The 25,291-nt window shown below is 72.4% G+C and carries 20 protein-coding genes and 1 pseudogene; 15 read left to right on the top strand and 6 right to left on the bottom strand.

Annotated elements, in window-relative coordinates; all coding sequences use genetic code 11:
- Positions 1-18: 18 nt before the first annotated feature.
- A pseudogene (locus ACFZDL_RS13925) lies at positions 19-810 on the bottom strand (serine/threonine-protein kinase); the annotation flags it as partial.
- Between the two features lie 147 nt (positions 811-957).
- Positions 958-1,380, bottom strand: coding sequence for a DUF1801 domain-containing protein (locus ACFZDL_RS13920; protein ID WP_353589339.1), 423 nt, complete (start codon positions 1,378-1,380; stop codon positions 958-960).
- Between the two features lie 151 nt (positions 1,381-1,531).
- On the opposite strand from ACFZDL_RS13920, the gene ACFZDL_RS13915 reads away from it, so the two are divergent.
- The 4 genes from ACFZDL_RS13915 (at position 1,532) to ACFZDL_RS13900 (ending at position 4,908) form a co-directional block, all read left to right on the top strand.
- Positions 1,532-2,068, top strand: a complete 537-nt coding sequence (locus ACFZDL_RS13915; RefSeq protein WP_353589337.1) for an SRPBCC family protein — start codon at positions 1,532-1,534, stop codon at positions 2,066-2,068.
- Between the two features lie 48 nt (positions 2,069-2,116).
- Positions 2,117-2,713: an HD domain-containing protein gene (locus tag ACFZDL_RS13910; protein ID WP_353589336.1), complete on the top strand. Its 597-nt coding sequence runs from the start codon at positions 2,117-2,119 to the stop codon at positions 2,711-2,713.
- Between the two features lie 97 nt (positions 2,714-2,810).
- Complete coding sequence (locus tag ACFZDL_RS13905; protein ID WP_353589334.1) at positions 2,811-4,226, top strand: hypothetical protein; 1,416 nt, start codon at positions 2,811-2,813, stop codon at positions 4,224-4,226.
- A gap of 37 nt (positions 4,227-4,263) precedes the next feature.
- Positions 4,264-4,908, top strand: coding sequence for a TIGR04222 domain-containing membrane protein (locus ACFZDL_RS13900; protein WP_353589332.1), 645 nt, complete (start codon positions 4,264-4,266; stop codon positions 4,906-4,908).
- 113 nt (positions 4,909-5,021) lie between these two features.
- Here ACFZDL_RS13900 and ACFZDL_RS13895 read toward each other — a convergent pair whose 3' ends face one another.
- Positions 5,022-7,226 (bottom strand): alpha-galactosidase, encoded by a 2,205-nt coding sequence (locus ACFZDL_RS13895; RefSeq protein WP_353589331.1) that lies wholly within the window; start codon positions 7,224-7,226, stop codon positions 5,022-5,024.
- Between the two features lie 82 nt (positions 7,227-7,308).
- Between ACFZDL_RS13895 and ACFZDL_RS13890 the strand changes: the two genes are divergently transcribed.
- From ACFZDL_RS13890 to ACFZDL_RS13870, 5 genes are all read left to right on the top strand, one after another.
- On the top strand, positions 7,309-8,337 hold the full coding sequence (locus ACFZDL_RS13890; RefSeq protein WP_353589329.1) for a LacI family DNA-binding transcriptional regulator: 1,029 nt from the start codon (positions 7,309-7,311) through the stop codon (positions 8,335-8,337).
- 103 nt (positions 8,338-8,440) lie between these two features.
- Entirely contained in the window at positions 8,441-9,769 is a 1,329-nt protein-coding gene (locus tag ACFZDL_RS13885) for an ABC transporter substrate-binding protein (RefSeq protein ID WP_353589327.1), read from the top strand.
- A gap of 16 nt (positions 9,770-9,785) precedes the next feature.
- A complete protein-coding gene (locus ACFZDL_RS13880) occupies positions 9,786-10,727 on the top strand; it encodes a sugar ABC transporter permease (protein ID WP_353589326.1) in 942 nt (313 codons plus the stop codon).
- A complete protein-coding gene (locus ACFZDL_RS13875) occupies positions 10,724-11,572 on the top strand; it encodes a carbohydrate ABC transporter permease (protein ID WP_353589324.1) in 849 nt (282 codons plus the stop codon). The genes ACFZDL_RS13880 and ACFZDL_RS13875 overlap by 4 nt, the downstream gene beginning before the upstream one ends.
- 26 nt (positions 11,573-11,598) lie before the next feature.
- Positions 11,599-14,139, top strand: coding sequence for a CBM35 domain-containing protein (locus ACFZDL_RS13870; protein ID WP_353589322.1), 2,541 nt, complete (start codon positions 11,599-11,601; stop codon positions 14,137-14,139).
- Between the two features lie 34 nt (positions 14,140-14,173).
- On the opposite strand, the gene ACFZDL_RS13865 is transcribed toward ACFZDL_RS13870, so the two are convergent.
- Positions 14,174-14,572, bottom strand: a complete 399-nt coding sequence (locus ACFZDL_RS13865; RefSeq protein ID WP_353589320.1) for a cupin — start codon at positions 14,570-14,572, stop codon at positions 14,174-14,176.
- A gap of 115 nt (positions 14,573-14,687) precedes the next feature.
- On the opposite strand from ACFZDL_RS13865, the gene cutA reads away from it, so the two are divergent.
- Positions 14,688-15,011: a divalent-cation tolerance protein CutA gene (gene cutA, locus ACFZDL_RS13860; protein ID WP_353589318.1), complete on the top strand. Its 324-nt coding sequence runs from the start codon at positions 14,688-14,690 to the stop codon at positions 15,009-15,011.
- Positions 15,012-15,044: 33 nt separating this feature from the next.
- Here the strand turns inward: cutA and ACFZDL_RS13855 are convergent, their stop codons facing one another.
- A complete protein-coding gene (locus tag ACFZDL_RS13855; RefSeq protein WP_353589316.1) occupies positions 15,045-15,758 on the bottom strand; it encodes an ElyC/SanA/YdcF family protein in 714 nt (237 codons plus the stop codon).
- Between the two features lie 139 nt (positions 15,759-15,897).
- On the opposite strand from ACFZDL_RS13855, the gene ACFZDL_RS13850 reads away from it, so the two are divergent.
- A complete protein-coding gene (locus ACFZDL_RS13850; protein WP_353589315.1) occupies positions 15,898-16,884 on the top strand; it encodes an adenosine deaminase in 987 nt (328 codons plus the stop codon).
- Positions 16,885-17,003: 119 nt separating this feature from the next.
- Here ACFZDL_RS13850 and ACFZDL_RS13845 read toward each other — a convergent pair whose 3' ends face one another.
- Positions 17,004-19,085 carry a molybdopterin oxidoreductase family protein gene (locus tag ACFZDL_RS13845; RefSeq protein ID WP_353589744.1) on the bottom strand — a complete coding sequence of 694 codons (2,082 nt, stop codon included), beginning with the start codon at positions 19,083-19,085 and terminating at the stop codon, positions 17,004-17,006.
- A gap of 270 nt (positions 19,086-19,355) precedes the next feature.
- On the opposite strand from ACFZDL_RS13845, the gene ACFZDL_RS13840 reads away from it, so the two are divergent.
- From ACFZDL_RS13840 to dnaG, 4 genes are all read left to right on the top strand, one after another.
- Positions 19,356-20,264 carry a CbiX/SirB N-terminal domain-containing protein gene (locus tag ACFZDL_RS13840; protein WP_353589313.1) on the top strand — a complete coding sequence of 303 codons (909 nt, stop codon included), beginning with the start codon at positions 19,356-19,358 and terminating at the stop codon, positions 20,262-20,264.
- A complete protein-coding gene (locus ACFZDL_RS13835; protein WP_353589311.1) occupies positions 20,261-21,706 on the top strand; it encodes a deoxyguanosinetriphosphate triphosphohydrolase in 1,446 nt (481 codons plus the stop codon). The genes ACFZDL_RS13840 and ACFZDL_RS13835 overlap by 4 nt, the downstream gene beginning before the upstream one ends.
- 158 nt (positions 21,707-21,864) lie before the next feature.
- Entirely contained in the window at positions 21,865-23,145 is a 1,281-nt protein-coding gene (locus ACFZDL_RS13830) for an FAD-dependent oxidoreductase (RefSeq protein WP_353589309.1), read from the top strand.
- 87 nt (positions 23,146-23,232) lie between these two features.
- Complete coding sequence (dnaG, locus tag ACFZDL_RS13825; RefSeq protein ID WP_353589307.1) at positions 23,233-25,254, top strand: DNA primase; 2,022 nt, start codon at positions 23,233-23,235, stop codon at positions 25,252-25,254.
- Positions 25,255-25,291 lie beyond the last annotated feature (37 nt).

Genomic DNA, 25,291 nt, shown 5'->3' with positions numbered 1-25,291 from the left:
GAGCGAGGCCAGGGCCGCCGCTACGGTCGGGCGCCGGTCCGGGTCCTTCTCCAACAGCCCCGTGATGAGCGGTGCGAGCCGCCCGGCCCGCCGGGGCGGTGGCGCCTGGTCGAACAGGACGGCCGTCAGCGATCCGGTGGGGGTGTCGCGGCGGAACGGCGAGACACCCTCGACGGCCTGGTACAGCGTCACTCCGAGGGAGAACAGGTCGCTGGAGGCCAGCCCGTCGGTGCCACGCACCCGTTCTGGGGCCATGTACTCCACCGAACCGATGATCGCCCCGGTGGCGGTCAGGGCGGTGTCGGAGTGGTGGACCGCGATCCCGAAATCGGTGAGCAGGACATCGCCGTTCGAGGCGATCATGACGTTGGCCGGCTTGACGTCGCGGTGCACGATCCCCGCGTCGTGTGCCGCGCCGAGTGCCTCAAGCAGCCGCTCGGCGATGTTCGCCGCCTCCTCCACCGACAGCGGTCCGTGCTCGGCGAGACGCTTCTCCAGCGAGCAGCCGTCGACCAGCCGCATGACGATCCAGGGGCGGTCGTTGTCGATGACGACATCGTGGACCGCGACGATGTTCGGGTGGTCCCGCAGCCGGGCGGCGTTGCGGGCCTCACGCTCGGCGCGCGCCAGCCGTTCGGCCTGCTCGGTCTCCGACACCGACGTGGGCAGCCACAGCTCCTTGACCGCCACGTCGATGCGCAGGGTCTCGTCGTGAGCCTTCCAGACCCGCCCGAATCCTCCTGAGCCAAGGTCGGAGACCAGCCGGTAGCGGCCTCCGATCAGCTCGCCCGGCTGTGCGTTCCGTGCCACTGCCACCCCCGTTCGGTCAAAGCCGCGGTCCAGCAAGCGAGCAGACGGTCAGTCGGCTCGTCCACAGGCCCTGGGGCAGGCACTTTACCGGGGACAGCGGGAGCGCTCGCCCGTGCGATGCGGCCATCCGCCGCTTGTGCGACGCACTCACACCGCCCGCTTCACCAGCTCGGTGATCCGCGCCTCGTCGCCGGCCGTCAGCTCCCCTGTCAGCGCGTACGAGGACGCCCACATCGCCCCCTCGTCCAGGTTCGCCTGGTCGCTGAAACCGAGCGTGGAATAGCGGGACTTGAACTTCGCGGAGCACTGGAAGAAGCAGAGCACCTTGCCGTTCTTCGCGTACGCGGGCATCCCGTACCAGAGCTTGGGCGTGAGCTCCGGCGCCGCCGCCGTGACGATGGCGTGGATCCGCTCGGCCAGGGCACGGTCGCCCTCCTCCATCTCGGCGATCTTCGCCAGCACCTCGCTCGTGCCGTCCGCCTTGGTGGAGCCGCGGCGAGCCGCCTTCACCTCCCGGCCACGCTCCTTCATCGCGGCGCGCTCCTCGGCCGTGAACTTCGTGTCGCTCATGACAGTCTCCCTCCGGACCGTGTCACCGCCGTGGTCGGCGGAACGAGATCGATACTAGAAAGCCGCTGGTGTGCGTGGCTTCTTCAAAACTGATCGGCTCTCTCTCGCGCGACCGCGATGAGTTTTCGGCGCCCGGCCGGTCTACCCGGGCATGGATGAGGACTATGGAGTCACCGGCGCCCGCGCCGAGGTGGAACTGCTCGTCGACCTGACCGTCGACGAGCTCTGGGCCGCGATCACGGATCTCTCGCGCTTCGGCGACTGGAGCCCCGAGTGCACCCACGCGGCCTGGCTGGACGGCTGGACCGCACCGGAGGTCGGCGCGCGGTACGAAGCGCGCAATCGGTTCCCGGACGGCTTGGTCACCCATGTGCTGTGCGTGGTCACCGCCGCCGACCGGCCGTACTCGTTCGGCTGGGACGTGTACGGCGGCGACCCGGAAACCCACGAACCCTTCGCCGCCTGGCGCTACGACCTGCGCCCCGCCGTGCGGCCCGAGCAGACGGTGGTCCGCCAGTCGTTCACACACGGCCCGGGTGACAGCGGAGCCCGGGCGGCCGTACGCGCCGACCCCGCCAACGCCACGGCGATCCTGCAGGGCAGGCTGGACCAGCTGCGCCGCAATATGAAGACGACGATCGGGGCGATGGTCTGCGACGTCGGACGGGGGCGGACCGAGGCGGTGTAGCCCAAGGCGGCTCGGGGGCTTGCGAACCGAGGTTGCTACGCTCCCGCCGTGATCCTGCCGACGGCCCGCGAGATGCGGGCGCTGCACGAGAAGTACGCGCCGACACGGGAAGCGTTCGACCTCGTGCACACGCACTGCGAGATCGTCTGGAAAGTCGCTGAGCGGCTGCTGGCCGCCGACGGACACCGGCTCGACTCCGACCTCGTCCGCGCGGGTGCCCTCCTCCACGACATCGGCGTCTACCGGCTCTACGACGACGGGGGCCGGCTCCGGGCCGGCGACTACATCCGCCACGGAGTGCTGGGGCACGCGATCCTGCGCGAGGAGGGCTTCCCCGAGCGGCTGTGTCGCTTCTGTTCCTGCCACACGGGCGTCGGGCTCACGCGGCACGACGTCGAGCGGCAGGAGCTGCCTCTGCCGGTGGCCGACTACGTGGCGGAGACCGCGGAGGAACAGCTGGTGATGTACGCGGACAAGTTCCACACGAAGACCACTCCGCCGGCGTTCGTCTCCTTCGGCACGTATGCCGCGCACGTGGTCCGGTTCGGCACGGAGAAGGTCGACGCGTTCCACGCCCTGCGCGCCCGGTTCGGTGAGCCGGACCTCGCCTCGCTCAGTGCCCGGTACGGACACGCGTTGGCCTGACGTCCCCACCTGCCACGCTGAAGGCGTGGACGCCGCGGCCCTGAAGCACGTCGGCGCACACGGACCCGTCCTGTGATGTCGAGACGAGGGAGAGCCTTTGTCCATCCACCCCTTCTACGGCGTGCGAGTGCTGACCCTGGCCCCCGACCGGCGGCGTGTGGGATTCCGGGTCTTCGTCGTCGACTACAACGCCAAGCGCCGGTGGCATGCCGAACTGCCGCAAGACCCCGGCTACTTCCTGTCGCTGCTGTGGGAGAGCGCGGACGACAGGGGCGGCCCACTCGGCGACTTGTTCACCTGGCGGGAGCTCGAGGACGACGGCTGGGTCGCCGTGAACGCCCGGTGGTTCGTCGAGAGCGTCGAACGTGTCGCCGTCCGCAACCATCCGCTGTCGGACGAGGGCTGGGAGCACATCGATGCCCTCTGGGAGGCGGGGATTCACCAACGGGACGGCGGCTGGCCGGATGAGGACCTGCTCGTGCAGGCCGACTACGAGGTCCAGGTCACCGACCCACGCTGGCTGGAGCATCTGCGGCCCGGCCTGAGCTGGGAGACGGGGTACTACCCGGACCCAACCCGTCGGTTGCGCGCCGAGGACGCCCCGCACGTACCGGATCTCACGGAACCGGAGGCCGTCCTCACACCGTTCGCCGGCTCCGACTATCCCGACATCGTGGTGACGGCCTTCTCCGACGACGGCCGCTTTCTCGCTGTCACCAGCGAGGACGGCGAACTGACCGTGTACGACATGGACAACCGGTCCGAGCGGCTCCGCGTGTCACCTGTCCTGGCCGGCCGGGACATCATGTGGGTGCCCGGGCGGCATGTGGTCACGCTCAAGGAGGACGAGGTCGACGAGGTTCGCCCGTGGGCCTTTGACCTCGACGCCGACGCCGAGGCCGACACTCCGGTGGAGCCGGGCCGCGTACGCTCGCGCACCGGCTGCTTCCGGGTCGATTACGGTGCCGGCGGCCGGGTGGACTTCGTCTCCGGGCAGTCCTCGCCCGATCGCACCGTACGGCTCGGTGACGAGTCCTCCGGCTGGGTCCAGGACGTGGCATTCCGCGCGGACGAGACCCGGATGTTCGTGGCCCACGCCTCGAAGGTGTACGTGATCGAGCCCGCCACCGGCACGATCCTGGACACCATGACGGTGCCGGGCGACCGGCTGAACGCGCTGGCGGTGAGCCCGGACGGCGCGTACCTGGCCGTGGCGACGGAGGACTGGAACGACGAGCGGAAGTGCACACCCGACATCTACCGGGTCGCCGACCGTGAGCTGATCATGCGACGCCCGACGAAGGACCGCACACAGCCCGGGATCAGAGCCCAGTCCCTCGCCTGGTCGCCCGACGGCGCCTGGCTGGCGGTCATCGTCGAGAACGAGGTTCATCTCTTCCGCGTCGGCCTGCCGGACGAGCCACCAGCCCGTCTCAGGCTGAACCTCAAGTCCGCCTCTGAAGTGGCGCCGCCCCGGATTCCCGAGGCCTCAACCAGACAATACTGGCAGTAGGGGAATCAGCGGGATGGACGGGGGCATTCCTGTGCGGATGATTTTCAGGCGCCGCGACACGGCGGCGCCGCTGACACTGAACATCTACGACATCGCTTACTTGGCGGGCGGGCCACGGCGCGTGGTTCAGACCGCCCTCATCGCGCTGCGCGAGCGCGGTGCGGTCAGGCTCGCCGGGTCTCGGGTGCGGGCGCTCAGGGCCGGAAAGCCGGCCGATCACCCGGTCGAGCGGGCTCTCATCGAGCTGTGCCACCCGATCGGCAGGCGCGCGGAGTCGGTGGCCACCAAGGTGCTCACCGGCCCCGAGGTGAAGGCGATCGGGCGCCGACTCGCCTCGTGGGGCCTGCTGAGCCGTCGGCGGCAGCTCCTCACGCTCGCGGGGAGAGGGGAGTTGAAGTCCGCCAAGGAGAAGGGGGCGCTCCCCGCGTACGTTTTCGACGGGCCCGCCGCCCTGCCGGACGGGCGGTTGCGCTCCGCCGTCAAGGGGGCGGTGCTGTTCTCGTCCGTGGTGAGCCCCAGTCGGCTCGACCTGGGCAGGGCCTTCGAGTTCGAGTACGGCCATGACGACGACCGGGGAACGGGCCCGGATTCGGGCTCGGAGTCGGCCTCGGGCTGGGGCTCCCACTCCGGCGGCGGCCATGCCTCCTGCGGGAGCGGCTGTGGCGGAGGCGGCGGCTACTGAGGGCGCCGGTGCGGCGCGTCAGCGCGCCGCGGCCGAACGGGAGCAGGCGCGGGAGCCGGGCGCCGGACGGGCGGCATGAGCCGATCCGTCCGGCGACCGCCCCGGCGCGCCCTCTAGGCGGCGGGCCCGGCGGGCCCGGCGGGCTCCAGCCGGACCAGCAGGGCCATCGGCGTACGCGGCAGCGTCACGGCCAGCTCGCCCCGCGCCGCGTCCCACCGCGCCTCGCCGTCCGGCCCGGCCGCCGGGTGCAGTACCTCGACCTCCGCCCGACGGCCCGCCAGGTGCCCGAGCGGCAGTGTGCACTTCGCCGGGCCGCCCTCCCGGCGCCACACCGTCACATACGTCGCCTCCCCGCCGCGCACCCCCAGCGCCACCCAGGCGTCGTCCCACGCCGGCAGTCCCAGCGGCCAGAACGGCAGCCCCGCGGCGAGCTCGCCCCGCACCCGCCGGTACGCCGCGACGGCACCCCGCACCCGGGCCAGCTGGGGCGGTGACATCCGGTCGAGGTGGCCGGAGAGGTGGACGCGGCCCAGCAGGGCGCCCGCCAGGGTGAAGTCGATCTCGTCGGCGGTGAATTCGGGCTGCGGATAGGCCCATACCGCGCCCTGCTCCGGTGGCACCGCCGTGGGCGCCGAGGCGGCGATGGGCGGGTAGCGGAGCGGGTCCTGCTGGTCGCTGGTGGACTGCAGCTGGGTGATGGACACGGAGGACCAGTCCATCCGCATCCCGCCCGAGGCGCAGTTCTCGATGACGAGCCCGGGGTGGCGGTCGAGCGCGGCGGCCAGCCAGTCCTGGTAGGCGCGGGCGTGGGCGAGGAGGCCCGCGCCGGGGGCGGTGCGGCCGGTCTCGGGGTGCCAGTCGGTGCCCGGCGCCACGCTGATGTTGTAGTCGAGCTTGAGGTAGCCGACCCCCCATTCGCCGGCGATGCGGTCGACGGTCTTGTCGAGGTGGGCGCGGGCGGCCGGGTGGCGCAGATCGAGGTGGTGGCGGCCGTGTTCGGTGAGGCGGACCCCGTCGCGCTGGAAGAAGGCGTCGCCTGGCAGTTCGGCGGCGACGGGGCTGCGCACGCCGACGGCCTCCGGCTCCAGCCAGAGCCCCGGGACCATGCCGCGTGAGCGGATGTGGTCCAGTACGGCCTGGATGCCGCCGGGGAAGCGGCGGGCCGAGGGCTGCCATGCGCCGACGCTGTCCCACCAGCCCTGTGCGTCGTCGTCGTACCAGCCGGAGTCGATGCAGAAGTACTCGGCCCCGGCCTCGGCGGCGGCCTCGATCAGCGGCAGCAGGCGCTCGGTGGTGGGGTCGCCCATGAGGGTGTTCATGTAGTCGTTGAACACCACGGGCAGGGTGGTGTGGTCCGGGTGCGGGCGGCGGGTGGCGCGGCGGTAGGCGGTGAGATGGGCCAGGGCCGTATCGAGTCCGCCGCCCCGGGCGAGCGCCAGCGCGGCGGGGACGGTGGTGAACGACGCCCCGGGCGCGAGGCGTTCGCGCCACTGGTGCTCGGCGTCGGTCGGCCCGTGGAGCGCGGCGTACGTGGCGTGGGCCCGCTCCCCGGTCTCCCACCGCCAGCCGGTCGGCGACTCGATCTGCCACACCCACGCGTCGCCGGTGGTGCGGTCGGTGAGCGCGCCCATGGGCAGATGGCCGTCGGAGGGCCAGCTGCCGCGGCTGTGGAGGACGAGGGCGGCGCGGCTGTCGTGCTGGTGGGCGTCCCGGTTGAGGTCGACGATCCGGGTGCGCAGGGGTTCGCCCGCCCAGCGGCACTCGGCGAGCCAGTCGTTGCGGGCGCGGTGCACATCGAGCGCGTCGGGGGAGGGGAGCCCGCCGAGGGTGAGGCTGGTGACGGCCTGGACGACCAGCGGAGCGGTGCCCTCGTTGGTGAGCCGGACCTCGCCGCGCAGCACCGGCAGCCCGTCGGGGGAGGACAGCCGGACCTCGGCGGTCAGGCCGGAGTCCGGGTCGTGGAGGTCGACCGTCAGCCGGTGCCAGTCCTGTCCGTCCCGCATGTCCCGCACGGCCCGGTGCCCCCGGTGGCGCAGGCGGGCGCCCAGCGCCGTCTCGATGCCGCGCTGCCCGGACCATTCGCTGCCGTGGCCGAGGGCCAGCACCTCGACGAGCGGCAGCGGGGCGGGGTGGAGGTCGCCGGGTCCCTCGGGGGAAGGCCCTTCAGGAGAGGTCCCTTCGCCGTCCGGAATCGTCAGCCGTACGAGCCGCACCACCCCGTCGGGGCCCGTCGTGAAGTGGGCCGTGAGCCGCGCGTGGCCCCAGGTGAACGCTTGCAGGGCGCCGTCTGACGCCACCTCGGATGCCGTACCGGTCAACGTGTCCCCTCCTGGTCCGTCCGTGATTTCCCGTTGCGTTCTTTCTCTTGACGACCCCTATGTGACCGGTCACAATCCTGGCATGAATGTGACCGGTCACACAAGGCGGCCAGGAATCCGCGATGTGGCGAGTGCGGCGGGCGTCTCCTACCAGACGGTCTCCCGGGTGATCAACAACCATCCGAGCGTCAAGCCGTCGACCCGCGAGCGGGTGCTCGCCGCCATCGAGGAGCTGGGCTTCCGCCGCAGCGCCACCGCCCTCGCGCTGGCCAGCGGGCGCGCGCGTTCGGTCACCGTGCTGACCGCCAACACCACGCACTACGGCTACGCCGCCACCCTGCAGGGCATCGAGGAGGCCGCCCGCGCCTCCTCCTACGCGGTCGGGATCGGCGTGCTGGAGACCGCCGACGAGGCCGCCGTGCGCGCCGAGGTGCAGCGCGCGGCCGACACCGGCGGCGGGCTGATCGTGATGGCGTACGACACCGCGGGCGTCCGGGCGCTGGCGGCGGTCCCGGAGGAACTGCCGGTGGTGGGCGTCGTGGAGACCCCCGCGAGCCCGCCGGGCGAGCACCGGCCCTGGGTGTGGACCGACGACCGGGAGGCGGCCCGCGCCGCCACCCGCCATCTGCTCGGCCTCGGCCACGAGACCGTGCACTACGTCGCGATCCCCTCCAGCACCCGCCGCACCGGCCAGCGCACCGCGGGCTGGCGGGACGCGCTGCGCGAGGCCGGGGCGCCCGAACCGCGGCCGGTGGCCGGCAGCTGGGACCCGGCCAGCGGCTACCGGGCGGCGCGGAAGCTGGCCCGCGACCCGTCGGTCACCGCGATCCTGTGCGGCAACGACGACCTGGCGCTCGGCGTGATCCGCGCGCTGCACGAGGCGGGCCGGGCGATCCCCGGCGAGGTGAGCGTGGCCGGATTCGACGACGCGCCGCACTCCGCGTATCTCACCCCGTCCCTGACCACCGTGCGGCTGGACTTCACGGGTCTTGGCCGGGCCGCCTTCGGGCTGCTGTACGGGCTGGTCGAACAGGCCGAGCCGGTCGCCCCGCACCCCGTGTCCGTACCCCAGCTGATCGTCCGGGAGAGCTCAGGCCCGCCGCCCCGCTGAGCGCCACGCCTCCCCCTTCGCGTAACCCCCCACTCCGCGCACGCCCGCCCCGCCCCCGCCCCCGCCCCCGCACTCCGACGACGCAGTGAGGCAGAGAACCGCGATGAGAAGAGTCCTCCCCGCCCTCGCGCTGATATGCGCCACCGCCCTGACCGCCACCGCCTGCAGCGACGCGACCTCCGCGGGCGGCGACGACACGGGCGGCGCGGCCAAGACGAAGGTCGACCCCACGGCCCGGCTCGACGGCGTCAAGCTGACGATGTGGACCGCGCAGAACACGGTCAACGCCCCCAAGCAGGTCATCGAGGCCTTCGAGAAGGCCACCGGCGCCAAGGTCGACACCCAGCCCATCCCCGACCTCTACGAGCAGAACGTGCCGACCAAGCTCGCCGCGGGCGACCGGCCGGACCTGATGTTCTGGCAGCCCAGCATCTCCACCCTCCCCTTCATCCAGCCGCAGCGGAACCTCCTCACCCTCGACGGAGAGCCCTGGGAGGCGAAGCTCGGCGACACCGAACGGAGCCTGGGCGTGATCGGCGGCAAGCGCTACGCCGCCATCGTCACCAGCCCCGCCATGCTCGGCGTCTACTACAACAAGGACGTCTTCAAGAAGGCCGGCATCACCGAGAAGGACTTCCCCCAGAGCTACGCGGAACTGCTCGCCCTCGGCCACCGCATCAAGGACAAGGTGCCGGGCACCGCGCCCTTCTACGAGGCGGGCGGCGACAAGTGGCCCCTGCAGTGGCAGGTCCAGGTGCAGCTGACCGACCTGGACAAGCAGTGGTGGGACGGGCTCAACAGACACGAGAACAAGTGGACCGACCCGACCGTCGTCAAGGCGATCACCACCTACAAGGACAAGCTGCTCGGCGCCGGGCTCGCCCAGAAGAACTACAAGACCGGGACCTTCACCGACTCCGCCGACGCCCTGTGGAACGGCGACGCGGGCATGGTCCTCAACGTCACGTCCTTCCAGACCCAGATCCAGGCCAAGCACAGCACCGCCGAGATCGACAAGAAACTCGGCTGGTTCCCCGTCGCCAACTCCAGCGCCGACGGCCTGTACTCCCCGGACCAGACCAACGGCGTCGTCGCCTTCAAGACCGGTGACGAGAAGCGGCAGAACGCCGCCCGCCAGTTCCTCGCCTTCTGGCTCGGCCCCGACTACGCCGACTACATCAAGACGATGAAGATCCCGTCCGTCGAGCCGTCCGTGCCGACCCCCGACGGGCTGCCGCAGACCGCCAAGGACCAGGTCGCCGCGTTGCCCAAGGCCATCGGGGTGTTCCAGGCCAAGGCCATCGTCGCCCCCGATCTGCACCTCGCCCTCGGAGACATGATCTACGGCAAGAAATCGCCGCAGCAGGTCGCCACGTGGGTGCAGGACCAGTTCGCCCAGGTGGCCAAGGCCCAGGGCGCTCCGGGCTTCTGAGCGAGGAGGGCCAGCCGTGGCAGACACCGCCGTACGAACGCGCGCCCGGGCCGCCGGGGGCAGCGGAGGCAGAAGGGGCGGGCAGCGGAAGAGCGTGGGGCGGCTGTCCAGAGCGGCCGTGCACCACCCCTGGTGGTTCGCGCTGCCGGCCGTGGTGGTCTTCGCGGGCTTCTTCCTGCTGCCGAACCTGCTGAACTTCTTCTACCCGTTCACCAACTGGTCGGCGTACCACACCGACATCTCCTTCGCCGGGCTCGACAACTTCACCACCATCGCCGACGACGGCTCGCTGCTCCGCGCCATCCGCACCACCTTGGTGTACGCGGTGCTCGCGGCGCTCTTCCAGAACGTATTCGGGCTGGTGCTGGCCCTGCTGCTGGAGCAGGACACTCGCTTCAACCGCTTCTTCCGCGCGGTGTTCTTCCTGCCCGTGCTGATCTCCGCGCTCGCCGTCGGCTATGTCTTCCAGGCCCTGCTCGACCAGGACGGCGCGGTCAACCAGCTCCTGGGCACGGACATCCCGTGGCTGGGCTCCACCACCTGGACGATGGTGCTGGTCAGCGCCATCCACGGGTGGAAGTGGATGGGGCTGGCCATGCTCATCTACCTCGCCGGGCTCAAGGGCATCCCCGGCGACATGCTGGAGGCGGCCAAGGTCGACGGCGCGAGCGCCTGGCGGACGTTCCGGTCGATCCGCTTCCCGATGCTCGCGCCCGCGGTCACCTTCAACGTGACCACCGCGCTGATCGGCTCGATGAACACCTTCGACATCGTGCAGGCGACCACCGGCGGCGGCCCGGCCTCCTCCACCGAGGTCTTCAACATCTACATGTTCCGGGTCTTCGGACAGGGCCTGTACGCGCAGGCGTCCGCGATGAGCCTGGTGCTCTTCCTGGTGGTCGTGGCCGTCGCGATCCCGCTCGTGATCGGACTGCGCCGAAGGGAGCAGATGCTGTGAGCGCTCTGGCTGTTTCGTCAACCGCCCGCGCCTGGCGGTACGCGCGGCCCGCCCTGGTCCTGCTGCTCGCGGCGCTCGCCGTCGGCGTACCGCTGTGGCTGGTCCTGACCACCTCGGCCAAACCCCAGGGCGAGGCCGTCAAGCCCAACCTCGACCTGCCAGGACACTGGCAGCCCGGCGCCAATTACGACCAGGCCCTCAGCGAGGGCGAGATGGTGCGCGGCTTCGTCAACAGCCTGTTGGTCGTGGCGCCCTCGGTGGTGCTGGTCCTGGTGCTGGGCGCGGGCGCCGCCTGGGTCTTCGCCCGGCGGCGGGGGTGGCTGGTGTCGGCCGCGTACGCCCTCACCATCAGCGGGCTGCTGCTGCCACCCGCCGTGATCACCATCGTCATGGAGCTGCGGCAGCTGGGCCTGGCCAACACCCGCCCCGGCATGATCGCCGTCTACACCGGGATGTACCTGTCCACGTCCATCTTCTTCATGACCGGCTTCATCCGCACCATCCCCCTGGAGCTGGAGGAGGCCGCGCGGATGGACGGCGCCTCGCCGCTGCGCGTCTTCGCGCGCATCATCCTTCCGCTGCTGCGGCCCGTGATCGCCACCGCGACGATCATGGTGATGCTCTACGCCTGGAGCGACATCTTCTACGCCTTCTTCGTCCTGGGCGGAGGGGACAAGGCGACGCTGCCGGTGGGCCTCTACAAGGTCGCCAGCGCACAGCTCTACCTCAACAACTGGCATCTGGTCTTCGCCTATGTGGTGGTCATGAGCCTGCCCATGGTCGCGGTGTTCCTGATTGCCCAGCGAAAGATCGTTTCTGGAATCACCAGTGGAGCCGTCAAGTAACTGGAGGTCCTGTGAGAAGAGTTCCCATGAGAAAGCGACGAGCCCTCACCACCGTGATAGCCGGGGCAGCGCTGTTCGCCGCCGCGCTACCAGCCGCCTCGTACGCGGATAACCACAACCCCGGAAGGTCCGAGGCGACGGCCCAGCGCATCTCCGTCGACCTCGCCGCGAGCGAGGGCCCGGTGCTGCACGGCGCCAACGGGGCGCTGTACGGGCTGAGCGACGACGGCGTGCCCAGCGACGCCGCCCTCGCCCCGCTGAAGCTGACCGCCATCTCGCAGAAACCGGAGGGCGGGGACCAGCACCCCAACGGCGACGCGCTGACCGTCTCCAAGTCGTACTTCCGCAACGGCGGCGGCGACGTCTACGTCATGATGCAGGACATCTACTCCCAGTGGCCGTACCAGGACCTGGGGATCGACGACTACCTCGCCAAGGTCGAGAAGATCGCCAAGGATGTGGCGGGCGCGCCGCACAGCGAGCGCTTCGTCTACGTGCCGTTCAACGAGCCCGACTGGATCTGGTACCAGCTCAACTCCTCCGACACGGCCACCTACCAGAAGGGCCGGGACCGCTTCTTCGCCGACTGGAAGACGGCCTACCAGCGCATCCGCTCCATCGACCCCGACGCCCGGATCGCCGGACCCAACGAGGCGTACTACGACACCCGCTTCCTCCCGGAGTTCCTGACCTGGGCGAAGGCCAACAAGGTGCTGCCGGACGTGATGACCTGGCACGAGCTGTACGCGGGCTCGCTGCACGACTTCCAGCCCCACTACGACCACTACCGGGCGCTGGAGAAGAGCGTCGGGATCTCTCCGCTCCCGATCAGCATCGACGAGTACGCCAACCGCCGCGACCTGTCCGTCCCGGGCCAGCTGGTCCAGTGGGTGTCGATGTTCGAGCGCAACAAGGTGTACGCCAACCAGGCCTACTGGGACGCCGCCGGCAACCTCAGCGGCAACGTCGTACAGTCGAACATCCCCAACGGCGGCTGGTGGTTCTTCCGCTGGTACGCCGGGATGACCGGCCGGACCGTCAAGGTCACCCCGCCCACCGTGGGCGCCGTGGACACCCTTCAAGGCCTGGCCTCCCTGGACCCGTCCCGCAAGCAGGCGCAGATCCTGGTGGGCGGCTCGGCGGGTGACGCGGAGGTGGCGGTCCAGCACATCGACCGCGGCGTGTTCGGCTCGCGGGTCGTGGCGACCGTCTCCGAGGCGGAGTGGTCCGGCTACGAGGGCGCCGCCGCGCCGCCGCGCGTGCTGTCCCGCAGCGAGGTCGAGGTCGGCGCGGACGGGTCGGCGACCGTGCCGCTGACCGGCATGAAGGCGATGTCCGCGTACCGGATCACGCTCACCCCGGCCGGCACCGGCACCCCGCGGGCGGCCACCGTGCCGTGGAGCGCGTCCTACGAGGCGGAGTCCGCGACCATCACCGACGGCCAGGTCAACACCCTGGGCACCGTCGACAACGCCAACGGCTACGCCGCCTCCGGCACCAAGGACGTCGGCTCCCTCAACAAGCCCACCAGCAAGGTCGCCTTCAAGGTCGACGTCCCCAGGACCGGCGCCTACGACCTGGCGGTCTTCTACGGCAACCAGTCCGGCGCCCCCTCCACCCAGACCCTGACCGTCGACGGCCGGTCGGCGCAGCCGGTCACCTACCCCTCCACCCTCAACTGGAGCTACCGCGGCATCCAGCACCTCACCGTCCGGCTGAGCGCGGGCAGCCACACCCTCGCCCTGGCCCACGACACGGGCGAGGCCACCCTCGACAAGATCGACCTGACCGCCGCCACCACCCCCGCCGCCTCCTACGAGGCCACCCTGGCCGACCCCTCCGGCAGCCCGCGCTACGACTACTCCTCGGCGGCCGGCATCGGCACCGGTTCCCTGGTCCTCGACGGCCGTGACGCCGCGGTCTTCGATGTGTACGCGCCGCGCGACGGCTACTACACCGTGACCCCGCGCGGCTCCGGCGCCCCCGTCAAGCTGTCCCTGCACGGCACCACCACGACCACCGCCCCGGACCGGGCCGAGCGGCTCTTCCTCACCGCGGGCAACAACCGCGTCACCGCCGCCTCCGCCACCGGGTCCGCCGTCCGGCTCACCTCCCTGGACGTGAGGGGCGCGGGCGACACCAAGGGGCTGGCCTCGTACGAGGCCGAGAGCGGCACCCTGGGCGGGGCCGCCGCCAAGACCTCCAGCGAGTACGCCTCGGGCGGCGCCTACGTCGGCTCGCTCGGCGACGGCGCGGCCAACAACCTCAAGATGACCGTCCAGGCCCCCTCGGCGGGCCGCTACATGCTGATCGTCGACTACGCCAACAACCAGCGCGCGAACGGACACCAGTACAACACCAACATCATCTCCCGGACCGCCGATATCGCGGTCGGGGGCGGCGCGGCCCAGCGCGTCACGTTCAAGAACACGTGGACCTGGAACGACTACTGGGGCCTCGGCGTCCCGGTCGACCTGAAGAAGGGCGCGAACATGCTGACGTTCTCCAACGCGAGCTCGTACGCGCCGAACATCGACCGGGTCCAGCTCGCCCCGCTGAAGGGCTGAGCCGGACCCGGTGAGCGCGCCCCCGTACGGCGGATCAGCCCGCCATATGGGGGCGCGCCGCGTGCTCGTGCTCGGCGGCCTCCTCGGTGGGGGCGGGGCAGCCGACCGTGGCGGTCACGGCGGTCAGCAGCACCACCGAGTCCTCCACCGCCACCAGCCCGTGGCGCTCCTGGGGGATGCGCTGCACCTGCCCCGCGATGAGGTCCAGCCGGCCGTGGCCGGTCTTGCCCGCGATCAGCCGGACATGCCCGTGCAGCACCTGCAGGCTGGCCGCGGGGGGCGCGTTGTGCTCGTCGAGCTCGCAGCCGGCGACCATGGCGATCACGCTCTGCCGCAGCGGCCCGTCGTGCAGGAACAGATGTGAGCTTCGGCCGTGGGGGTCGGTCTTGGCCCGGTCCAGGTGGTGGCGTGCGAGTGCGGTGAGATCGTCCATGAGTGTCCCTCGATCGGCCGTGTCTGATCGTCGCCGGGTTCCCTCAATCGTCACCGGCTAGCGTGGCGCGCGCCAGTCGCACAGCCGGGACGCATACAAGAAGGGCTCTTCCGCCGTGGCCGACTTCCTGACCGTACTGACCACCACCGACACCCCCGAGAAGGCCGAGGCGCTGGCGCGCGGGGCCGTGACCGCGCGGCTGGCGGCCTGCGCGCAGATCAGCCAGCCCGTCACGTCGGTGTACCGGTGGCAGGGCGAGATCGAGACGGCCGCCGAGTGGCAGGTGCTGTTCAAGACCACCGCGGCGCGGTACGCGGAGCTGGAGGCGCACCTCCGCGAGGCGCACGACTACGAGACGCCGGAGATCATCGCGACGCCGATCACGCAGGGCAGCGAGGACTACCTGGCATGGGTGGTGGAGCAGACGACGATCGACTGACCGACTGATCGACTGACCGGCTGAGGGCACGGCTCAGCGGGAGGCCGCCAGAGCCCTGTCGATCCCCCGCTCGCGCGGCCCCAGGAAGTGCGGATCCGGCTCGAAGGTCGCGTCCAGCGCCGCCTTGGCCGCCGCGACGGCCTCCCGCGCCCCGCCGAAGAACCACGTCACATCGTGCGGCTCGTCGACGCCGACCCCGTACGCGTCGATGCCCGCCGCCTCGCACAGCGCCAGCGCCCGGCGGATGTGGAAGCCCTGGCTCACCAGCACCGCCCGGCGCACGCCGAAGATCCGCTCGGCGCGGCTGCACGAGTCCCAGGTGTCGAAGCCCGCGTAGTCGCTGACGATGCGCTCGTCCGGCACGCCGTGCCGGACCAGATAGGCGCGCATCGCGTCCGGCTCGTCGTAGTCGTGCCGGCTGTTGTCGCCGGTCACCAGGATGGCGCGGACCTTGCCCCGCTCATACAGCTCGGCGGTCGCGTCGAGGCGGTGCGCCAGGTACGGGGACGGCTCGCCGTTCCACAGCCCGGCGCCGAAGACCACCGCCACCGGGGCCTTGGGGACGTCCGCGACCGTACGGACCCGGCCGTCGGTGGACAGCCGCAGCCAGGTCGCGGGCAGCAGCGCGACCACGCTGAGCGCCATCACCACCTGGACGGCGCGGCGCTGCCCGCGCCGGGTCCTGGGCAGCCGCAGCCGCGCCCGCCCGGCCCGCACCGCGCTCCGTACCCGCTCTCCGGCACCCATCCGTCCACCGCTTTCTCCGCTGTCCGACTGGACTGACGCCGATCCCGGCCGAACGGTTGCATGATCGGTTCGGCCGGGTGAGGCCGCCGCATTAGTCTTGTGACCCTCCCCGTCAGCGAAAACAGCAGGTGATCCCGTCGTGCCCCCGATCCCCAAAGCAGAGCTCCACCTCCACATCGAGGGCACCCTCGAACCCGAGCTGGCCTTCGCGCTCGCCGAGCGCAACGGCGTCGAGCTGCCGTACGCCACCCAGGACGAGCTGCGCGCCGCGTACTCCTTCACTGACCTCCAGGACTTCCTGGACCTCTACTACGCGCTGATGGCGGTGTTGCGCACCGAGGACGACTTCGCCGACCTGACCAACGCCTATCTCGCCCGCGCCCGCGCGCAGGGCGTCCGGCACGCCGAGATCTTCTTCGACCCGCAGGCCCACACCGCGCGCGGCGTCGCGATCGGCACGGTCATCGACGGGCTGTCGCGCGCGCTGGACGCGGCGGAGGAGACGTACGGCATCACCACCCGTCTGATCATGTGCTTCCTGCGCGACGAGAGCGCCGAGTCCGCCCTCGAGACCTTCGAGTCGGCCCGCCCCTACCTCGACCGCCTCACGGCCGTCGGCCTCGACTCGGCGGAGGTCGGCAATCCGCCGTCGAAGTTCCGCGAGGTGTACGCGCGGGCGCGCGAGGCGGGGCTCAAGTGCGTGGCACACGCGGGGGAGGAGGGGCCGCCCGCGTATGTGTGGGAGGCGCTGGACGTCCTCGGCGTCGACCGCGTCGACCACGGCGTGCGCTCCCTGGAGGACGAGGCCCTGGTGGCCCGGCTGGTCGCGGACCAGGTCCCGCTGACCGTCTGCCCGCTCTCCAACGTCCGGCTGCGGGTCGTCGACCGGCTCGAGGACCACCCACTGCGGGCGATGCTGGACGCGGGGCTGCTGGTGACGGTGAACTCCGACGACCCGGCGTACTTCGGCGGGTACGCGGGGGACAACTTCGACGCCGTACGGGACGCACTGCGCCTGGACGCCGCCACGCTGCGCGTGCTCGCGCGGAACTCCTTCCGCGCGTCCTTCCTGGACGAGGCGGCGCGGACGGCGTACCTGAAGGAAGTCGACACGTACGAGAGCTGACGCGGGGCCGCTGCCCCGCGACGTCCGGAGCTTGACTTTGTAGTGAGTATGGGACAGCGACACGCCGTGGTGTCGGCGTGTCGCTGTCCCATACTCACTACAAAGTCACTGGCACAGGGCTACGCCCGTTCCACCCGCACCGCGCACACCTTGAACTCCGGCATCCGGGAGACCGGATCGAGCGCCGGATTCGTGAGCGCGTTGGCCCGCCCCTCGCCCGCCCAGTGGAAGGGCATGAACACCGTGTCCGGCCGGATGTCCCGGCTGATGCGGGCCGGGGCGACGGCTCGCCCGCGGCGGGAGACCACCGCGAGCCGGTCGCCCTCGGCGGCACCCAGGCGCTCGGCGAGCTGAGGATGCAGCTGGACGAAGGGGCCGGGGGCGGCCCGGTTCAGCTCCTCGACGCGGCGCGTCTGCGCGCCCGACTGGTACTGGGAGAGCACCCGGCCGGTGGTCAGGAACAGCGGGTACTCCTCGTCGGGCTCCTCCGCCGCGGGGCGGTGGGACACCGGTACGAAGCGGGCCCGCCCGTCGTCGGTCGCGAAGCGGTCGAGGAAGAGGCGTGGCGTGCCGGGGTGGGGCCCCTCCGGGCAGGGCCAGAAGACCCCGTCCTCCTCCGCGATCCGGCGGTATGTGATGCCCGAGTAGTCCGCCGCCCCGCCCGCCGACGCGCGGCGCAGTTCGTCGAAGACCTCCTCCGGGTCCGTCGGAAAGCCCTTCTCCCAGCCCAGCCGGGCGGCCAGCCCGTTCAGTACCTCCAGGTCCGAGCGGACGCCGGGCGGCGGGGTGACGGCGGCGCGGCGCAGGACGACCCGGCCCTCCAGGTTGGTCGTCGTGCCGGTCTCCTCCGCCCATTGGGTCACCGGAAGGACGACGTCCGCGAGCGCGGCGGTCTCCGAGAGGACCACGTCCGCGACCGCCATGAAGTCCAGCGACCGCAAGCGCGCCTCTACATGGGCCGCGCGGGGAGCGGAGACCACCGGGTTGGACCCCATGAGCAGCAGGGCCCGCACGTCGCCGCCGAGCGCGTCCAGCAGCTCGTACGCGCTGCGCCCCGGCCCGGGCAGCGCGTCGGGGTCGACGCCCCACACGTCCGCCACATGGGCGCGGGCCGCCGGGTCGTCGAGCTTGCGGTAGCCGGGCAGCTGGTCGGCCTTCTGGCCGTGTTCGCGGCCGCCCTGGCCGTTGCCCTGGCCGGTGAGGCAGCCGTAACCGGACAGCGGGCGGCCCGCGCGGCCAGTGGCCAGGCACAGGTTGATCCAGGCGCCGACGGTGTCGGTGCCCTTCGACTGCTGCTCGGGCCCGCGCGCCGTGAGCACCATGGAGCTCCCCGCGTCGCAGAACATCCGCATCGCCGCGCGGAGTTCGGGCACCGGTACGCCCGTGATCCGCTCGACCATTTCCGGCCAGTGCGCCATCGCGGCGGCCCGCGCCTCGGACCAGCCGCTCGTGCGCCCCGCGACGAACTCCTCGTCCACCCGCCCCTCCGCGACCACCAGGTGCAGCAGCCCCAGCGCGAGCGCCAGGTCCGTACCGGGGCGCGGCGCCAGGTGCAGATCCGCCTGCTCGGCGGTCCGCGTCCGGCGCGGGTCGACCACGATCAGCTTGCCGCCGGCCTCCTTGAGCTCGGTGAGGTAGCGCAGGGCGGGCGGCATGGTCTCGGCCAGGTTCGAGCCGACGAGGATCACACACCCCGTACGGGCCACGTCCGCCAGCGGGAAGGGCAGCCCGCGGTCCAGGCCGAAGGCCTTGTTGTGCGCGGCGGCCGCCGAGGACATGCAGAAGCGGCCGTTGTAGTCGATCTGCGAGGTGCCGAGCACGACCCGGGCGAACTTCCCCAGCGCGTACGCCTTCTCGTTCGTCAGCCCGCCTCCGCCGAAGACCCCCACCGCGTCCCGCCCGTGCGCCTTTGCCGCGCTCGTCAGCCCTTCCGCGATCCGGTCCAGGGCCTCCTCCCAGGTGGCCGGTTCGAGCCGGCCGGTGTCAGGGCGGCGGACCAGCGGCTCGGTCAGGCGCACCCGGGAGGAGAGTACGGCGGGCGCGGTGCGGCCCTTGCCGCACAGCGCGCCGCGGTTCACGGGGAACGCCGGGCGCTCCACCACCTCCACGCCCCCTTCGCTCCCCGGGGCGGGGCGCAGCGCCATGCCGCACTGCAGCGAGCAGTACGGGCAGTGGGTGTCGACGGCGGGGTCGGGCGTCATGGCGCCGGTCACAGCATCATTTGGTTCGCTTCTCCGCCCGCGAGGCGAATCTGCAGCGCCCGAGGTGTGGCGCGGCTCGTCGGCCTCGCGTGCGTCGCTCACATGCGGCATGCGGTCAGCGTGCTACGGCCGTGTTACGTGCCGCGCCCGCTCGCGTTACGCGTCGGGCAACCGGACCTCAGCGCGGCCGGTGGTGATCGGTGAACTGGTGGCAATCACCTGTGACGGCCAGGCAACGGGGGCGCAATGTCCCGCTGCGAGGCTCCTGTCATGACGGCGTTGCCCCATCCCGGTCCCGCAGCCCCTTCCGGCCCGCTCGACACCACGGCCCAGCTCATGACCCGGGTCACCGCACAGCTCAGCGCGCAGCTCGGCCAGCTCGGCCGGCTCGGCCGGACGCCCCTCGGCGGCACGCGGCGTCGGCCCCGGCCCACCGGGCCGAGCCGCCCGCCCACCCTCGTCGCCGTGGCGCACGGCAGCCGGGACCCCGAGGCGCTGCGCACGGTCACCGCGCTCGTGGAGCGCGTCCGCGCGCTCCGCCCCGACCTGCCCGTACGCCTCGGCCATGTGGAGCTGAACGAACCGCTGCTCGCCGACACGCTCGCCGCGCTGCACGGCGAGGCCGTCCTCGTGCCGCTCCTCCTCGGCCGCGGCCATCACATCAAACGGGACCTGCCGGACGCCGTCGCCGCCGCGCCCCACCTGTCCGTCCGCATGGCCGCCCCGCTCGGCCCGCACCCGCTGCTCGCCGAGGCCCTGTACGCGCGCCTCACCGAGGCCGGGTGGCCGCCCGGCGGACTGGCCGGAGCGGGCGTCGTCCTGGCGGCGGCGGGCTCCCGCGACCGGGACTCGGCCGCCGACACGGCCCGTACCGCCGCCCTGCTCAGCGCCCGGCTCGGCGGTGTGCCCGTACTGCCCGGCTACGCCTCCGCCGCCGCGCCCACCGTGGCCGAGGCGGTGCGCGCCCTGGCCGACCGGGGCTGTAGCCGGCGGATCGCGGTGGCCTCGTACTTCGCCGCGCCCGGCCGCTTCGCGACCCAGTGCGCGGCCGCCGCGCCGGGCATCGCCTCCGGGCCGCTCGGCGACCATCCCGCCGTCGCCCGGCTCGTGGTCCACCGCTACGAAGAGGCGCTCGCCTCTGCACCCATGTCACACCCGGCGGTTACCGTCGGTGTATGAGCCGCACTGGACCCACGGCACCCGATCCCTCAGCTGAGTCCGCCGAACAAGCCCTGACACCTTCCCGGCCAACTCCCCGGCCCGCCCTCCGGCCGACCGAGTCCGCGGCATCGGCCTCGGCGAGCCCCGGCTACGAGGCGGCGGACCTCGAGCGATGGGCGGCCGAGCCCGACAAGCGTCCGGGCCGGACCGCCTTCCAGCGGGACCGGGCGCGGGTGCTGCACTCGGCCGCGCTGCGCAGGCTGGCCGGCAAAACCCAGGTCGTCCCCGCGTCCCCCGCCGCCGCCCCGGGGCCCGGCTCCGGCGTCCCGGCCTGGGACGCCACCCCGCGCACCCGGCTGACCCACTCCCTGGAGTGCGCCCAGGTGGGCCGGGAGCTCGGCGCCGCCCTCGGCTGCGACCCGGACCTGGTGGAGATGGCCTGCCTGGCCCACGACCTCGGCCACCCGCCCTTCGGGCACAACGGTGAGCAGGCGCTCAACGAGGTCGCCGAGGCCTGCGGCGGCTTCGAGGGGAACGCCCAGTCGCTGCGGCTGCTCGCCCGGCTGGAGCCCAAGCGGTTCGTCGCCGACCCGGACACCGGCGCGGCGGTGAGCGTGGGGCTCAACCTCACCCGCGCCGCGCTCGACGCCGCCACCAAATACCCCTGGCCGCGCGGCGGCCACCCCAGCGACCCCGGCTCGCGCAAGTTCGGGGTGTACGAGGACGACATCCCGGTCTTCGCCTGGTTCCGGCGGGGCGCGCCCGATCACCGCACCTGCTTCGAGGCCCAGGTCATGGACTGGTCCGACGATGTGGCGTACTCGGTCCACGACGTCGAGGACGGCCTGCACGCCGGCCACCTCGACCCCGGCCTGCTGCTCGCCGAGCCCGAGCGGCGCGAGGTGTTCGCGGTCGCCGCCGACCGCTACGCCCCGGGCGCCGAGCCCGACGAGCTGGCCGAGGCGCTGGACCGGCTGCTCGACCAGGAGTGGTGGCCCCACGGCTACGACGGGTCCTCCGTCGCCCAGGCCCGCCTCAAGGACGCCACCAGCCAGCTCATCGGCCGCTTCTGCCTCGCCGCGGAGGGCGCCACCCGCGCCGCGTACGGCACCGGCCGGTTCACCCGCTACGGCGCCGAGCTGGTGGTGCCGCGCGAGGCGCGCCTGGAATGCGCGGTGCTGAAGGCGGTCGCCGACCGCTATGTGATGCAGCGCGCCGACCAGGAGGCGGTCCGCGCCGACCAGCGAGTCATCATCGCCGAACTCGGCGAAGCCCTGACCGCCCGCGCCCCGGTCGGCCTGGACCCCCAGTTCCGCGCCCTGTACGACGAGGCCGACGCGGCCGGCGACGACACGGCCCGCCTGCGCGCCATCGTCGACCAGATCGCCTCCCTCACCGACACCTCCGCCCGCTCCCTGCACACCCGCCTGACCGCCCCGCACCGCCCCCACCACCCATGAACAGCCCCGCGCGCTGGCCCGTACGGCGTACTGCCCCTTCCCGCCGCACGCGTGGTGCGGGAGGCTCGAACATCGGCTCACACGACCGGGGCCCATACGACCGGCCTTGACACGGCGTAGCCGCGCACGGGAATCGCGCGGCAGCGAGGAGGAGACAAGTGGTCGACGCACACCAGACGTTCGTCATCGTCGGAGGGGGTCTGGCCGGGGCGAAAGCCGCGGAAACCCTCCGGGCCGAGGGATTCACCGGCCGGGTGATCCTGATCTGTGACGAGCGCGACCACCCCTATGAGCGACCGCCCCTGTCCAAGGGCTTCCTCACCGGCAGCCAGGAGCGCGACAGCGTCTTCGTCCACGAGCCCGCCTGGTACGCCCAGGCCGATATCGAGCTGCACCTCGGCCAGACCGCCGTGCAGCTCGACCGCGCCGCCAAGGCCGTCGTCCTCGGCGACCGCACCCGCGTCCACTACGACCGGCTGCTGCTGGCCACCGGCGCCGAGCCGCGCCGCCTCGACATCCCCGGCACCGACCTCGTCGGCGTGCACCACCTGCGCCGCCTCGCCCACGCCGAGCGGCTGCGGTCCGTCCTGGCCGCCCTCGGCCGGGACAACGGTCAGCTGGTCATCGCGGGGGCGGGCTGGATCGGGCTGGAGGTGGCGGCCGCCGCGCGCGGGTACGGGGCCGAGGTGACGATCGTCGAGCCGGAGCCCACCCCGCTGCACCGGGTCGTGGGCCCCGAGCTCGGCACCCTGTTCGCCGATCTGCACCGGGAGCACGGCGTCCGCTTCCACTTCGGCGCCCGGCTCACCGAGATCACCGGGCAGGACGGCGTGGTGCTGGCCGCCTGCACGGACGACGGGGAGGAGCACCCCGCCCACGATGTCCTCGCCGCGATCGGGGCCGCCCCGCGCACCGCCCTCGCCGAGGCCTCGGGCCTGGAGGTGGCGGACCGCGCGGCGGGCGGCGGCATCGTGGTGGACGCCGCGCTGCGCACCAGCGACCCGGACATCTTCGCGGCGGGCGATGTGGCGGCGGCTCCCCTCGCCTTCCCGGGCGGCGTCGAGCCGCCGGGCGGCCGGGTGCGCGTCGAGCACTGGGCCAACGCGCTGAACGGCGGCCCGGCCGCGGCCCGCGCCATGCTGGGGCAGGACGTGGCCTACGACCGCGTGCCCTACTTCTTCTCCGACCAGTACGACGTCGGCCTGGAGTACTCCGGCTACGCGCCGCCCGGCTCGTACGACCAGGTGGTGTGCCGCGGCGACGTCGGCAAGCGGCAGTTCATCGCCTTCTGGCTGAGCGAGGGCCGCCTGCTGGCGGGGATGAACGTGAACGTGTGGGATGTCGTCGAGCCCATTCAGCGCCTCATCCGCAGCGGCGTCCGCCTCGACTCCAACGACCTGGCGAACCCGTCCGTCCCGCTGGCGTCCCTGCTGCCGTAGACGGAACGCCCGAGACCGCTCGCGCGCGGCTGGGCGCGGGCCCGGCTGGGCTCCGGCGGTGTCGGAGCCCGGCCGTAGAATTCACGCGTGGCAGGCAGGATCAACGATGACGACGTGAAGGCGGTGCGGGACGCGGTCCCGATCGACGCCGTTGTGTCCGAGTACCTCCAGCTGCGCAACGCCGGGGGCGGCAATCTCAAGGGCTTGTGCCCGTTCCATGACGAGAAGTCCCCGTCCTTCCAGGTCAGCCCCAGCAAGGGGCTTTTCTACTGTTTCGGCTGCCAGGAGGGCGGCGACACGGTCGACTTCATCATGAAGATCGACCACCTCTCCTTCGCCGAGACCATCGAGCGGCTCGCCTCCCAGGCCGGGATCACCCTGCGCTACGAGCAGGGCAGCGCGACGCCCGGCCGGCAGCAGGGCGAGCGCACCCGCCTGGTGGAGGCCCACAGGGCGGCCGCCCAGTTCTATGTCGAGCAGCTGGACAGCCCCGAGGCGGAGATCGGCCGCAGATTCCTCGCCGAGCGCGGCTTCGACCAGGCCGCCGCCCAGCACTTCGGCGTCGGCTACAGCCCGGCCGGCTGGGACCACCTCGTCCGCTTCCTGCGCGGCCGCGGCTTCAGCGACAAGGAGCTGATCCTCTCCGGCCTCGCCCAGGAGAGCCGCCGCAACCCCATCGACCGCTTCCGCGGCCGCCTGATGTGGCCCATCCGCGACATCACGGGTGAGGTCGTCGGCTTCGGCGCGCGCAAGCTGCGCGACGACGACAACGGCCCGAAGTACCTGAACACGCCGGAGACGCCGCTCTACAAGAAGTCCCATGTGCTGTACGGCATCGACCTCGCCAAGAAGGAGATCGCCAAGACCAGCCGGGCCGTCGTCGTCGAGGGCTACACGGACGTCATGGCCTGTCATCTCGCCGGGGTGACCACCGCCATCGCCACCTGCGGCACCGCCTTCGGCGGCGACCACATCAAGATCCTCCGGCGGCTCCTGATGGACAATTCCAGCGCCGAGGTGGTCTTCACCTTCGACGGTGACGCGGCGGGCCAGAAGGCGGCGCTGCGGGCCTTCGAGGACGACCAGAAGTTCGCCGCCGAGACCTACATCGCGATCACGCCCGGCGGGATGGACCCGTGCGAGCTGCGCCTCGCCGAGGGCGACGACGCCGTCAAGGGGCTGGTGGAGAGCCGTACGCAGCTTTTCGAGTTCGCGATCCGGCACATCGTCGCCCGGCACAACCTGGATACGGCGGTGGGGCGGGCCGCGGCGCTGGAGGAGGCCGCGCCCGTCGTCGCCGGGATCAAGAACAGGTCGATCCAGCACGAGTCGGCGGTGCACCTCGCGGGGCTGCTCGGCATCCTCGACACCCAGTTCGTCGTCCGCCGGGTCGCGCAGCTCGCCCAGTGGGCCCGTGAGCGCGGCCAGCGCGGCGGCGGCCCCCAGCAGGGCGGCGCCCGCCGCGGCGGCGGCCCGGGGGGCCCCGGTGGCCCGGGCGGCCCGGCTGGCCCGGGCGGGGGCTACGGCGGCCCCGGCCAAGGCGCGGGCCCCGGCGCCAGGGCGGGCGCCGGTGCCGGGCCCGCGGGGCCTGGCGGCCCCGACGGCGGCCCGCAGCCCCCGCGCGGCCCCGCGCTGAACCTCCGCAGCCCCGCCCACCGCGTCGAGCGCGAGCTGCTGAAGCTCGCCCTGCAGCGTCCGGAGCTGGTCTCCCCGGCCTTCGACGCCTACGGGATCGACGAGTTCACCGCCCCGCCGTACGCCGCCGTGCGCCGCGCCATCGAGGACGCGGGCGGGGCGAGCGCGGCCGACGGCGACTATCTGACGCGGGTCCGCGACGCCGCCCCCGACGACACGGTGCGCGCGATGGTCCACGAGCTCGCGGTCGAGCCCCCGCACACCCGGCGCGACCCCGACGAGGCGTATGCGGGCGTCCAGTTGGTGGCCGTCCGGCTGGCCGCGGTGAACCAGCGGATCGGCGAGGTCCGGGGCGCCCTCCAGCGCCTCGGCTCCGGTGCCGACCCGGCCCACGTCGCCGCCGTGCAGAACGAGCTGTGGGTCCTGCAGCAGTACGGGCAGTCCCTGCGCGAGAAGGGCGCGGCGGCCCTCTAGACGGCCTGGGCCCTTGCACCGCGGCGGGCCGCGGCCT

Origin of the sequence: Streptomyces sp. NPDC007917, assembly GCF_042959105.1 — a bacterium.
Taxonomy (GTDB): Bacteria; Actinomycetota; Actinomycetes; order Streptomycetales; family Streptomycetaceae; genus Streptomyces.
This window is presented reverse-complemented; position numbering and strand designations above follow the sequence as displayed.

Excerpts from the sequence above, each read along its gene's own strand:
- ACFZDL_RS13920 (WP_353589339.1), bottom strand. The coding sequence starts at position 1,380 with ATGAGCGACACGAAGTTCACGGCCGAGGAGCGCGCCGCGATGAAGGAG.
- ACFZDL_RS13915 (WP_353589337.1), top strand. The coding sequence starts at position 1,532 with ATGGATGAGGACTATGGAGTCACCGGCGCCCGCGCCGAGGTGGAACTG.
- ACFZDL_RS13900 (WP_353589332.1), top strand. The coding sequence starts at position 4,264 with ATGATTTTCAGGCGCCGCGACACGGCGGCGCCGCTGACACTGAACATC.
- ACFZDL_RS13890 (WP_353589329.1), top strand. The coding sequence starts at position 7,309 with ATGAATGTGACCGGTCACACAAGGCGGCCAGGAATCCGCGATGTGGCG.
- ACFZDL_RS13885 (WP_353589327.1), top strand. The coding sequence starts at position 8,441 with ATGAGAAGAGTCCTCCCCGCCCTCGCGCTGATATGCGCCACCGCCCTG.
- ACFZDL_RS13870 (WP_353589322.1), top strand. The coding sequence starts at position 11,599 with ATGAGAAAGCGACGAGCCCTCACCACCGTGATAGCCGGGGCAGCGCTG.
- ACFZDL_RS13865 (WP_353589320.1), bottom strand. The coding sequence starts at position 14,572 with ATGGACGATCTCACCGCACTCGCACGCCACCACCTGGACCGGGCCAAG.
- ACFZDL_RS13855 (WP_353589316.1), bottom strand. The coding sequence starts at position 15,758 with ATGGGTGCCGGAGAGCGGGTACGGAGCGCGGTGCGGGCCGGGCGGGCG.
- ACFZDL_RS13845 (WP_353589744.1), bottom strand. The coding sequence starts at position 19,085 with ATGACGCCCGACCCCGCCGTCGACACCCACTGCCCGTACTGCTCGCTG.
- ACFZDL_RS13840 (WP_353589313.1), top strand. The coding sequence starts at position 19,356 with ATGACGGCGTTGCCCCATCCCGGTCCCGCAGCCCCTTCCGGCCCGCTC.
- ACFZDL_RS13835 (WP_353589311.1), top strand. The coding sequence starts at position 20,261 with ATGAGCCGCACTGGACCCACGGCACCCGATCCCTCAGCTGAGTCCGCC.